At 34.5% G+C, this 12,432-nt stretch carries 10 protein-coding genes; 7 read left to right on the top strand and 3 right to left on the bottom strand.

Annotated features, from left to right (window positions below):
- The first annotated feature begins 163 nt into the window (after positions 1 to 163).
- Both JFV29_RS24120 and JFV29_RS24115 read left to right on the top strand, forming a co-directional pair.
- On the top strand, positions 164 to 880 hold the full coding sequence (locus tag JFV29_RS24120; RefSeq protein ID WP_201186852.1) for a DsbA family protein: 717 nt from the start codon (positions 164 to 166) through the stop codon (positions 878 to 880).
- A gap of 3 nt (positions 881 to 883) precedes the next feature.
- Positions 884 to 1,294: a disulfide oxidoreductase gene (locus JFV29_RS24115; protein ID WP_053347803.1), complete on the top strand. Its 411-nt coding sequence runs from the start codon at positions 884 to 886 to the stop codon at positions 1,292 to 1,294.
- A gap of 149 nt (positions 1,295 to 1,443) precedes the next feature.
- Here the strand turns inward: JFV29_RS24115 and JFV29_RS24110 are convergent, their stop codons facing one another.
- Entirely contained in the window at positions 1,444 to 1,884 is a 441-nt protein-coding gene (locus JFV29_RS24110; RefSeq protein ID WP_201186850.1) for an Rrf2 family transcriptional regulator, read from the bottom strand.
- Between the two features lie 213 nt (positions 1,885 to 2,097).
- Between JFV29_RS24110 and JFV29_RS24105 the strand changes: the two genes are divergently transcribed.
- From JFV29_RS24105 to JFV29_RS24085, 5 genes are all read left to right on the top strand, one after another.
- Complete coding sequence (locus JFV29_RS24105) at positions 2,098 to 2,739, top strand: NAD(P)-dependent oxidoreductase (protein ID WP_201186848.1); 642 nt, start codon at positions 2,098 to 2,100, stop codon at positions 2,737 to 2,739.
- A 488-nt stretch (positions 2,740 to 3,227) separates the two neighbouring features.
- Positions 3,228 to 4,115, top strand: coding sequence for a UTP--glucose-1-phosphate uridylyltransferase GalU (galU, locus tag JFV29_RS24100; RefSeq protein ID WP_201186846.1), 888 nt, complete (start codon positions 3,228 to 3,230; stop codon positions 4,113 to 4,115).
- Positions 4,116 to 4,616: 501 nt separating this feature from the next.
- The gene (locus JFV29_RS24095; protein WP_201188069.1) at positions 4,617 to 8,222 is read left to right on the top strand and encodes a CDP-glycerol glycerophosphotransferase family protein; all 3,606 of its coding nucleotides are present in this window, start codon (positions 4,617 to 4,619) and stop codon (positions 8,220 to 8,222) included.
- 92 nt (positions 8,223 to 8,314) lie between these two features.
- Positions 8,315 to 9,286 (top strand): UDP-glucose 4-epimerase GalE, encoded by a 972-nt coding sequence (galE, locus tag JFV29_RS24090; RefSeq protein ID WP_201186844.1) that lies wholly within the window; start codon positions 8,315 to 8,317, stop codon positions 9,284 to 9,286.
- Between the two features lie 481 nt (positions 9,287 to 9,767).
- Positions 9,768 to 10,991, top strand: a complete 1,224-nt coding sequence (locus JFV29_RS24085) for an MFS transporter (protein ID WP_201186843.1) — start codon at positions 9,768 to 9,770, stop codon at positions 10,989 to 10,991.
- A gap of 270 nt (positions 10,992 to 11,261) precedes the next feature.
- Here JFV29_RS24085 and JFV29_RS24080 read toward each other — a convergent pair whose 3' ends face one another.
- The gene (locus JFV29_RS24080) at positions 11,262 to 11,981 is read right to left on the bottom strand and encodes a pentapeptide repeat-containing protein (protein WP_201186842.1); all 720 of its coding nucleotides are present in this window, start codon (positions 11,979 to 11,981) and stop codon (positions 11,262 to 11,264) included.
- Between the two features lie 15 nt (positions 11,982 to 11,996).
- Positions 11,997 to 12,326: a PadR family transcriptional regulator gene (locus JFV29_RS24075; protein WP_201186841.1), complete on the bottom strand. Its 330-nt coding sequence runs from the start codon at positions 12,324 to 12,326 to the stop codon at positions 11,997 to 11,999.
- Positions 12,327 to 12,432: the final 106 nt, after the last annotated feature.

Genomic DNA, 12,432 nt, shown 5'->3' with positions numbered 1-12,432 from the left:
AAATAGAAAAACCTTAGTATATCCATGAAAGAATTTTTTGTTTTGGAAGCTGATTATTTCGTGACATGTAGTAAGTATCAATAAATGTAGAAGCAAAATGGAGTTTGAAAACCGAACCTCGACGAAGTGTTTCTGCCCAAATACATAAGTATGGAGGTATAAGATGACTAAAAACAATAAAAACAATAAAAACAATAAAAACAAAAAAAATAATAAACAAAAACAATCGTCTACATTCACATTTTGGATCATAGGGTTAATTGCTGTTATTATTATCGGCTTTATATTTTTAGCAAATGGAAAAGAAAAAGATGTAGCCTTTGAAATTGATTATAAAGGACAACCCTATTTAGGAGATAAAAAGGCTCCTGTTCAAATTGTTGAATTTGGTGATTATAAATGTCCAATCTGTAAATCATTTGAGGAGAATTTCTTTCCCTCTATTCAAAGTGAATTGATTGACACCGGAAAAGCACAATTTTACTTCATGAATTATTCGTTTATTAACGTAGATTCAATACGATCCGCTAAATTCGCGGAGACTGTTTATAAGGAATTAGGAAATGATACCTTCTGGGAATTTCATGAGCTGTTATACAGTAAACAGCCAGATGATCAGAAATATGAAAAAGAAGATGTGTTTACGGACAAGTTTTTAGAAGAAACCTTGAAAGAAATCGTAAATGATAGTGATGTCAAAAAGGTTGTTACATCTTTTAAAGCAGATTCTTCCGAGGATTCATGGAACAAAGATATGGAGACTGCGGCCGAATTGGGAGTATCTGGAACACCTTCCTTATTTGTTAATGGTAAGAAGTTTGAAGGAAATACACTTGAGGATTTAGTGAAAATGGTAGATGAAGCTGCGAAGGAGAAATAATTCATGAATAAGCCACTGTTATTTTCCTGGATAATATCTATCATTGCGACATCTGGAAGTCTTTATTTTAGTGAGGTTCTTCATTATGTACCATGTACGTTTTGTTGGTATCAAAGAATCCTGATGTATCCATTGGTTTTTTTATTAGGCCGTGCTTTTTATGACCAGGAACTAAAAATTTATCGTTATATTCTCCCTTTGTCGATTTTAGGTATGTTGGTTTCAGGATATCACTATAGCTTGCAAAAAATCCCTGCTCTTCAACAGTTCGAAATGTGTCAAAGTGGTGTTCCTTGTTCAGGAGAATATATTAACTGGCTTGGATTTATCACCATTCCGTTGTTAGCGTTTACTGCTTTTTCATTTATTACTGTATGTATGGGAATACTTATGAGTAAGAACAATAATGATTGAGTAAGTAATCTTTAAATTAATACACCCTTTGATAAAGGCATCTTTCGTTGTGGAAATGGTTTCATTTTACCTTCACAATGAATGGTGCCTTTATTTAATTTGCACCATTTCGTAAAGTTGATGTACTTCCCCAAAATCCTCTATATACATTACTGATTATTAAATTTTTCTTTTTCTAAAATATCTTTTACAACATCTTCAATAGTTACTACTCCTAATGCCTTTTCTAGGGCTAATTCTGCAACGGAAAAAATGGGTCCAATTGTATCTTGTATGTTTCTTCCAACGGTACATGCTGGATTTGGCTGTTCATGAATCCCAAATAATTCTTTATCCTGCACGACGTTAACAGCCTGATAAACATCGAGTAATGTAATATCGGATAATTCCCTAGCCAAAGTAGCTCCAGCAATACCTGGCCGAACATTTACCAAACCTGCATTTCTTAGCATGCCAGTGATTTTTCTTATTAAAGCAGGATTGGTGTTAACACTTTTTGCGATAAATTCAGATGTATTAACTCCCTCTTTATTTACTTCTAAAAGAGATAGTATATGGATTCCTACTGAAAAGCGGGTACTGATAGACATTTTTTTCTCTCCTTTAAAATCTCTATATTTAAGTATAAATTACTTAACATGTAATTCGAGTAGTTACAAGTTAGTATTGCTCACAAAAGTTATTAGTAAACTAAAGTTTGGATAAAATAAATTGACAAAACGTCAGCCTGTAACTTATATTATTACATGTAAACAAATTAGTTACAACATGAATATAAAGACGACTATAGGAGGAGTTTTAAAATGAAAATAGCTATTATTGGTGCAAGTGGAAAAGCTGGAAGTCTGATTTATAAAGAAGCTATAGCTAGAGGCCACGAGGTTACGGCTATTGTCAGAGATGCAGCGAAAGTACAAAATCAAGGAGCTGAAGTTTTAGAAAAAGACGTATTTGCTTTGAAGGCAGATGATGTTAAAGAATTTGATGTGGTCGTAAATGCGTTTGGGGCTGCTCCAGGGCATGAACATCTACATGTTGAAGCTGGTAAAGTCTTAATTGAAGCTATGAAAGATGCACCTAATACTAAATTGCTTGTTGTTGGTGGTGCAGGAAGTCTGTTTGTCGACGAAGCGAAAACAACTCGCGTACTAGATACACCGGATTTTCCTAAAGAATACTTTGCAACAGCATCTAATCAATCTAAAAACCTTGAGGATTTACAAAATGCTAGTGGAATTCAATGGACGTTTATCAGTCCTTCTGCATTCTTTGATCCACAAGGCAAAAGAACAGGTGGGTATAAATTAGGGAAAGATAACATCCTTGTAAACTCAAAAGGTGAAAGTTATATAAGTTATGCTGACTTTGCTATTGCAGTATTAGATGAAATTGAAAGCCCTCAGCACATAAATGAACGCTTTACTGTTGTTTCGGAAGCTGAATAATTCGTAACGATTTATGAGTGTAAACTTAAACTTTATAATGTTTAAATAGAAAAAATTAATGGCTTAATTAAAATATAGTCAAAAAACGGAGGGATTTTCAGTCTCTCCGTTTTTGTATTTGGTTTAGAGACAAAAAACTGAACGGAATATGTGATGTTTTCTCTTGTCAAAGAGGTAAGAGGGGGAGTGCAGTTCCAACTTTGTCGAAGAAGTAGTTTCATTAGGGGTTTGAACCAAGTGATATAGTTGGAAATAATGTTAGACAGGCAGTCACCCTCAATTAAAAGGTTTCTCTTAAGTATGGGTCTTTAAGTACCTAAGTAATTGGGATGTGTTAATTAGCTTTAAATTACAATTATGTATCCAACTACAACTTAAATGGATTTTTTAGGATAAATTGTTTACAAAAACCAAGTCTATGTTACTATAAATATTAGATGGAAAAATTAGTAGTTTTTTAAAAGGTCATATGAAGGAGCTTCAAATCAATGAAAAAAATCCAAAAGGCAATTATACCTGCAGCGGGATTGGGAACAAGGTTTTTACCTGCTACAAAGGCAATGCCAAAAGAAATGCTACCAATAGTGGATAAACCAACTATTCAATATATTATAGAAGAAGCTGTGAAATCAGGCATTGAAGATATTATTATTGTCACAGGAAAGAATAAACGTGCGATAGAAGATCACTTCGATAATGCCTATGAGCTAGAGAATAATTTGAGGGATCATGGAAAATTTGATTTATTGGAGAAAGTACAATATCCATCTAATTTAGCCAATATCCATTACATTAGGCAGAAAGAGCCGAGAGGCCTTGGACATGCTATCTGGTGTGCCCGTAATTTTATTGGCGAAGAACCATTTGCCGTACTTTTAGGTGATGATATCGTTCAAAGCGAGGTACCTTCATTGCGTCAATTAATAAATGAATATGATGCGACAGGTTCGTCTATTATTGGCGTACAATCCGTTAATGAAAGCGAAACGCATAGGTATGGTATCATTGACCCGCTTACTCAAGATGGTAGAAGGTACGAAGTTAATAACTTTGTTGAAAAACCAGAACAAGGAACAGCTCCATCTAATTTAGCCATTATGGGGAGATATATTTTAACCCCAGAAATATTTCACTTTTTAGCTAAGCATGAAACTGGTGCTGGTGGTGAAATTCAGTTAACTGATGCCATTCAAAAACTAAACGAAATTCAAACAGTATTTGCCTATGATTTTGAAGGGAAAAGACATGATGTCGGAGTTGTAGATGGCTTTGTAAAAACTACCATTGAATTTGCCCTACAACGTCCTGAATTGAGAGACGACATTTTAAGAGAATTGGAAAGTATACTCAAAAAGCATAAGGCAGTAAGCAAATAGATTATTTACTTTCACTCTCTAGATAATATTGGATGAATACCTTTTCAGCCATTTATGTAAGTTATCAAAGATATTGGTTGTTTATCGCTGTCATTTCAACGGATTAATTTAATAAATTATCCGTTGATTGCTTCCCATAAACATGAAGGAAGTTTCAATTATCTTTCTGGATAAAACCGTTTGAAGAAAATTATGGTGAAAAATGTGAGAGCTTATAGCTATGGGACACTTCAATTTCTCATTTTAGGCCTTGTGAAATAATTTACTTGCCAAGGATAAAGGAAGTATCTTTCTACACAACAAAGAGTATTGAAAGTCATAAACGAAAAAGCAGTAAGTAAGGGGTTCGTTTATTTGCTGCTAATTATCAAATTGTTTCGTTTTAATTTAATATCAAAAAATCTCCAACTATTGATCATTCATAGTTGTTATTTTTGTTAATGAAAGGTAATTGTAATTTTGAATGGTGAATATTAATTCATAAAAGGGGATGCCTATTTGGTGAATAAGAAGGTAATAAAAAGAAAAGTTAGTTTCCTTAAACAGCCGATTGCTAATTTCTTATTAAAGGAAAAACATCAACGTGTAAATAGATATGCAAAGTATTATGAGAAATTTAACGTGCAAAAAAACACAATTCTATATGAGAGTCGTGATGGAAACAGTATAACTGACAGTCCCTACGCGATGTTTAAATATATGATAGAAAATCAAGACTTTAAAGATTTTATGCATATATGGTCTATTCAAAATTTTAGTGCTCTTTCAGGTGTCATATCGAAGTATAAAGATATGCCTAATGTTAAATTTGTGCAACGTAATTCAAAGGATTATTTAAAGTATTTAGCAACAAGTGAGTATTTAATCAATAACTCAACATTCCAATCTTTCTTCATACCTAAAATCGACCAAATTTACATTAATACATGGCATGGGACACCACTTAAGAGTATGGGCTTTGACATACCAGGCAACCCCTCGGTCTCTCAAAACGTTGTAAGGAACTTTTTAAGTGCAGATTATATTTTGAGCCCTAATGCCCATACTACAGACATATTTACGCGAAGCTATAAGTTAAACGGATTGTATAAAGGGAAAATTGTAGAAGAAGGATATCCTAGGATCGATTTAACTCTTAATACGAATCCGAAGGAGTTTAAGGACTATCTAAGAACTCTAGGTTTGAAAATCAACGATGGCAAAGAGAATATTTTATACGCTCCAACTTGGAAGGGAACAAATCTTGCCAAAGTGGATAATGATATTCTTCAAATCATTGCAGATATAAATTATTTAGAAAGTCAAATCGGTGAACAATATAATTTATTGATTAAGGTGCACCCTTTTCTATATAAAGAAGCTAATAAGCATACAGAAATTAAAAATAGGTTAATCCCTGATTATGTGGATACAAATGAATTGCTTGCTACTGTTGATTTGCTTATTACTGATTATTCTAGTATCTTCTTTGATTTCCTTGTTACTAATAAGCCAATTCTATTTTACACTTGGGATACGGATGTTTATACAGAGGAAAGAGGGCAATATCTTCAAAACGATGAACTTCCAGGCCCAATGCTTTTTAACTCAAAAGAATTAGCTCATGCAATTAAAGATATTAAAAATGTAAAACTGTTTTATTCTGATAAATATAAAAACATGCAGCAAAAGTTCACAAACTACGAGGATGGGAATGTAACAGAGAGAATTGTCCTTAATCTATTTAATAAGTCTACGAAAGAACTAAACACAATTACTGGTCTAGATTCCTCAAAGGAAAAAATATTGATTTATCCTGGCGGATTGAGGGATAACGGAATTACATCCTCTTTTCTTAACTTAATGAATAACATTGATTATGACAAATATGATGTAAGCTGTTTTACTGCTACTCCTCACTCGTATGAGGTCTTAAAAAATATGGACAAGGTAAATAAGAATGTGCGTTTTCTTTTTAAACCTGGATTGCCTGTGTATAAATTTTTGGAAGTGTATAAGGATAAATTCATCCATAACAGAGGGGAAACAGGCTTCTTAGGGAAAAAGTTTTACCCGGAAAATGCCTATATTAGAGAACATGCACGTTTATTCGGTAAAACTAAATTTGATTTTGTTATTGATTTTAGTGGGTATAGCCATTATTGGGCTAAATTCCTCCTAGCTGCAGACACAAAAAAGAAAGTTTGTTATATGCATAATGATTTGCTATCTGATAGTGAGCGAGTGATTAATGGAAGGAGGCCTCATCGGATAAATCTAAGGGGACTTTTTTCCGTATATAATCGATTTGATAAACTTGTAAGTGTTTCTAAGGGAACAATGGAATTAAACCGAAAGAATCTAATGCAGTATGCAGACTATGATAAATTCGACTATGTAATGAATTCTATCAACCCGGATAAAATCCTTCAAATAGATTCAGAGAAATCTGAATTCGTAGAAAATAACGAAAGTTCATTGACTACTACAGAGAATTTCAAAGCAAGAGCGATATTAAGGGATGTTAGAAATAATCATGCTTGGAATACCCTTCCCGGGAATGTGGATGCCATTCAATTCCCTCTAGAAGAACGATTTGAAAATGCTGAAATTATGATTTCTAGAAAAGCCAATGTTAATCATAATACATTTTACAAATTCAGCTTCAACAATCAAATAATCGGCTGGATTAACGAAGAGGCTGTAGAGTTCTTGCCAGACAGTATTATTTACGAAAAGGAACTTGATAAAATCGCAAGGCTAGTAAGACCAAGAGGAAACTTCATTTGGTCGATGCCATATAAGATTGAAGGTTCATACAAAGTTTCTGGCAGTCAAGATTTTAAAGGCATAATCGTGAAGGTCGATAAGGAAGTAAAAACCCAACATTCGATTTATAGTAGAATATCCGTAAATCGTACGGTAATCGGCTGGGTGGATAATTCAGCTTTATCCATGCTTGAACAGTGTACAATCAATGAAAACACGAGCTTTAAGGACAAGCTGCAAATCATTTTTAAAAGAAAGTATATGATATCCAGAAACTATAAAAGTAATAAAAAATTCATTGATAAGATTGATAATAGAACGTTGAAGGAAGTAAACACCAGTGAACAGAAGTATGGAAAAATAACTAAACCGGAAGACCATACAATTTGGTCAAAGGCTTATCCGAATTACAAGGCTAAAAGAGTAACTAAGGCAATCGATTTTGAAGGGCAAACCGTCAAAATCATAAAATACAACAGAACCAGAAAAGGCGGCTATTACCTTTTCGTAATAGACAATAAGAAAATTGGCTGGCTAAATACGGGGGCCTTTGAAATGATAGACGAGCCAATAGTGTTAAAAGAACGGGAAGTGCGCGGCACTGCAGAAATCCAGTTAGGAAATTATAATATTTGGGATAAACCGTATGGGTTACAAGATGCCATGATCGTGGAAGATGGGCCAACCTTTAATGGGTGGATTGTTGAATTCGATAAAGAAGCAGTTACTCAACTTGGTACGTATACTCATATATTAAAGGACGGGATATCCCTAGGGTGGTTGGATAAACAGGCGTTAATCGTACAAGAAGTGCATGGGTTGGAAGTAAATAATCAATTCGTCCCATATCCTAATAAAAATGATTTTAATTTTGTCAATATGGGAAGATTATCTCCTGAAAAAGGTCAAGATAATTTGATTCGTGCATTCGCAAGCTTCCATGAGAAACACAAAAATAGCAAGCTGTATATCTTAGGCCAAGGTCCTTTAAAGGAAGATTTACAAGCCATCATTGAAGAGCTGGATTTAAATCATTCCATACATCTTTTGGGTCAGCTTGAAAATCCATTTTCGTTTATGGAGAAATGTGATTGCTTTGTACTGTCATCACATTATGAAGGGCAGCCTATGGTTTTATTAGAGGCAATGACGTTAGGAATGAAAATCATGGCTACTGATATTGTTGCGAACCGGACCGTTTTGGAAAACGGTAAATATGGTTTACTTGTTGAAAATAGCATAAATGGGCTTGAAAAAGGGTTATCTACGATGGCTAGTAATGCTAACACTAAACTAGAAAAATTTGATTACCATCAATATAATGCATTAGCCATGGAAACCTTCAAGAAATGCCTATAAATAATTGGAGGCTCATTTCGCTAATTTAGTAAGAAAAAAGCCTCTCCCAGTGTAAGGGCAAGTGAAGGTAGTTTCGAAAGGAGAAATATAATTTGATTTTGGTCGTTGGCGGTGCAGGTTATATTGGAAGTCATCTTGTAAAAGAGTTAGTAAATACAGAAGAGGTGGTTATTCTAGATAATCTCTCTACCGGTTTTTGTTCGCTGGTTGATTCGAAGGCCATCTTGAGAGAAGGGGATTTAGGGGATGAAGCGGTTTTAAATGATATATTTCTTAAATATCCAATTAAGGCTGTTATGCATTTTGCTGCTAATAGTTTAGTTGGTGAGTCTGTTCAAGACCCTTATAAATACTATGAAAATAATGTTGCTTCAACTATTACTTTATTAAATACTATGCTCAAACATGATGTTAAGAACTTCATTTTTTCATCTACGGCAGCTACTTACGGGATACCAAATGTAGATATAATTGATGAAGAACAGCCAACTAATCCGATTAATCCATATGGTCGCTCGAAATTGATGGTAGAGCAAATCTTAGGTGACTTTGCACATGCATATGGACTTCATTATGTTGTTTTGCGATACTTTAATGCGGCTGGAGCACATGAGTCGGCAGAAATCGGTGAAAGCCATGACCCAGAAACACACTTGATTCCTATTATTTTACAGCATTTATTAGGTCAACGGGAGAAGATTTCCGTGTTTGGTACAGACTATGACACACAAGATGGTACTTGTATTCGTGATTATATTCATGTAACGGATTTAGCTAAAGCACATATATTAGCTCTTCAAGCCCTATTGTCTGGGAAGAAGAATACGGCAATCTACAACCTTGGGAATGGAAAAGGATTTTCGGTTAAAGATGTAATAGACACATGTGAAAAAGTCACCGGGGTAAAACCGAATATAGAATATGCAGATCGTCGGCAGGGAGATCCAGCTCGACTGGTTGCTTCAGCCAATAAGATATATGAAGATCTTGGGTGGAAAGCAGCAATAGATTTAGACGAGATTATTGAAAGTGCATGGAAATGGCATAAATCTCAAATGAATTAAAAGAATACACACCCAATAGGGCAGCAAGCTCTTACTAGTTCACTATACTGGAGTAAAGATTAAAAATTCGATTGTTTTATTTGAGAGAACGACTCTGTTTAAAAGTCGTTCTTTTTTTATTTTTCAGGTGTCACTATCCTGCACGGTTAGTGGAGTGAGGCTTCTACCTTTCGCCTCGAATTTTCCATTTCCTCGATCATTAATCTGTTTAGATAAACGTTTTCATTTCAAAAATAAATTAAACCCCTATCATTTCAGTCTTTCTCTTAATATAGATTAACTGGTCGTAAAAGGGATTTTAATAAGAATATAGAAGTACTAACTAAAAGGATTATCATTCATTTACTAGGAGACGTCATACTTAAAATTGGGGAAAATTTCAAGTGTGATGCATTTAGTAATAAATCAAATAAAGGAAGTTCAGCAGGTGTCATCTTAGAATAAGATGGACTAACAGATGAAGAGAAAGGTGAGAGGTTAAATGAATCAGCATATATTAAAGAACCGTTCATTTCTCTTCATATGGATCGGTAATGTGATCTCTGAATTAGGCGCTGCCTTTGGGACCTTTTGTAATTCAATTCTTATCTATCAACTTACAGGTTCCACTATGGCTTTGGGAAGTATGTGGATATTATATTTTGTATCATCCCTGCTTTTGCAATTATTTATTGGCCCTTTTATTGATAGATGGAGCCGTAAGTGGACGATGATACTTTCACAGTGGAGTAGAGGTGTAATTTTTCTTATCCCACTTATTTCATTATTAACGGGGAATCTTGAAGCATGGAACATTTTCACAGTCCAAATCATAGTAGGTTTAATTACGCCCTTATATTCACCCGCTAATCAATCAATTTTGCCTACAATTGTTCCTGAGAACCAGCTAAGCGCTGCAAATGCTTATTTAGATGGAACGATTCGATTAATGACGTTCTTGGCACCAATTGCAGGGGGAGTCGTTGTAGAGTACTTAGGTGTTAAAACCACATTACCGCTTGTTTGCTTATTGCTTATTACAAGTGGCTTTATACTGCTGTTCATCCAAGAATCAAGAGTCTCATTATCTATACGCAAATCATGGTTAAACCAATTCATTGAGGGTCTATCCTATTTTTTTAGACAACCCCTCATAGTTTGGTTAGGAGTCTTTTTGGCGTTTGTTCAATTTGGAGTGGGAGTTACGATGGTTATCACTCTTCCCTATATCACTGGTGAGTTATCTGGTAGTTATGCAGAGTACGGATATTTTATGGCTAGTTTCCCTTTAGGGTATGTAATTGGTTCCATGCTTGTAAGTAAAATAAAACATAAGAGTCGCAGGGTTTTGATGTTAGGAGCATTAATTATCGGAGGTCTAACATATATCTCCTTAGGTATTAGCAATAGTATAGTTGTTGCATTCTTGACTGAAATTCTTGCTGGAATAGCTATGGCTATTTTTAGTATTCATAATAAAACTATTTTTCAACAAAGCGTACCTAATCATCTAATGGGGAAAATATCCTCGGTTCGATTATTTATTATTAGAAGTACGATGCTATTAGGGGTAATAACAGGTACATTTCTGAGTGATATCTGGGGGATACGTCCATTGTACTTTTTAATAGGAAGCATTATCTGCACTGTATCTTTATTAGGAATATTACTTCCTTTCTTTAAGTTCATTGATAACTCGAATAAAGGGGAACGTTCTGTTTCTTAAATTAGAGGGGAAATGTTAAATAAACATAAAAACCCAAGCTAAGACATTACCATTTAGATGAAATCTTGTGTAAAGCCACTCTACTTAAGGAAAAAAGAAAGGCTACTTACACTTTTTCAGTCTTAGCAAGGGGAATTTGATAAAATGTTGCTTTTGAATTAGTCTCCCATGCTCATCCCTTTTAATGTCACAGCAGTTATGAACACAGTCACACATATGATTGAGGTAGATACTACAATGGCGATTGGTAAACTCATAAAAATCCCTCCTTTAAAGTATTGTTACGTTGCTAAGATTAACCTTAGCTCCAATTAAAAAGTTGTAAGTAAGTTTATCCATTGACGCACCCTCAAAGTCGATTTTCTTTAAATCAGACGTTCGAAATTGAACATTCTTGAGTGTTGCGTCGCGAAATGATGCTTTCTTCAATGTTGAGCCCTCAAAAATGGTTTGGTTAAATGTTTCCCCATCAAAGATAAGACCAGCTAAATTACAGCCTTTAAAGTGGGTTTTATTATAGCTACTATTTTTAAAAATGACTCCCTTTAAGTTTGAACTTTTAAATAGGGTACTCGTTAAATTGACGTTTTCAAAGATACAATTATTTAAGTTACTGCTTTTAAATGTGCTGTTCGTCAGGTCAGAATGGCTGAAATCAGAACGGGTTAAATCGCAGGAATTAAATTTTCCATCATGCACCGAAACCGAGCGGAAGTCGGAATCCAATAAGCGTTGCCTGGAATAGTCCATGTTTATCGCCTGCTCAAGCTCACTGTATTGGAGATTAAATGCTTCTAGGAGCTCTGACACTTCTCCAATTGAATCCACCGTTAATCTATAAGCCTCCTGCTCACTAGAACCTTTTTGTTTATAGTCATTATATTTCTCTATTAAGTTTTGCAGCAGTTCTTCTTCCAGTTCCTTTGCTGTTTTGGCATTTTGATACGGAGCAAAAATGCTGTGAACATGTGCATTTAGTTTTTCAATCACATTTTATCTTCCTTTCTACAAGAGGCGTTCAAGTATTTGCTTGGCCTGCTCCCAGTTATTTTTGTTTTGCGTATATGTGTCTTCTCCGATTGCGGTGATTTTATAATATTTTCTTCTGCCGCCTTGTGTAGCATCTCCCCAATAGGAGATGATGCATTCGTCTTTTTCAAGACGTTTTAAGCTGGAATACATTGTTGCTTCCTTTATTTCGTACTGCTCATTTGAACTCACATATATCAATTTACTAATTTCATAACCATATTTATCGCCACTTTGCAGGAGTTTTAAAATCATCGTATCAACATGTCCGCGTAGTAGGTCAGAGGATAGTTTTCGTTGAACCAAATCCTCACCTCCTTTGGTATAACTTATAACATATTACTATGACAGTCAAGGTAATATTACTCTTTAGGTGTGGCCTTTTTTCTTAATTGTCCTTTATGCAATCATA

This window comes from Peribacillus sp. TH16, assembly GCF_016651095.1.
GTDB classification, from domain to species: Bacteria; Bacillota; Bacilli; order Bacillales; family DSM-1321; genus Peribacillus; species Peribacillus butanolivorans.
This window is presented reverse-complemented; position numbering and strand designations above follow the sequence as displayed.

Bases quoted from the DNA above. Each gene is read 5' to 3' on its own strand.
- JFV29_RS24120 (WP_201186852.1), top strand. From the start codon at position 164: ATGACTAAAAACAATAAAAACAATAAAAACAATAAAAACAAAAAAAAT.
- JFV29_RS24115 (WP_053347803.1), top strand. From the start codon at position 884: ATGAATAAGCCACTGTTATTTTCCTGGATAATATCTATCATTGCGACA.
- JFV29_RS24110 (WP_201186850.1), bottom strand. From the start codon at position 1,884: ATGTCTATCAGTACCCGCTTTTCAGTAGGAATCCATATACTATCTCTT.
- JFV29_RS24105 (WP_201186848.1), top strand. From the start codon at position 2,098: ATGAAAATAGCTATTATTGGTGCAAGTGGAAAAGCTGGAAGTCTGATT.
- galU (WP_201186846.1), top strand. From the start codon at position 3,228: ATGAAAAAAATCCAAAAGGCAATTATACCTGCAGCGGGATTGGGAACA.
- JFV29_RS24085 (WP_201186843.1), top strand. From the start codon at position 9,768: ATGAATCAGCATATATTAAAGAACCGTTCATTTCTCTTCATATGGATC.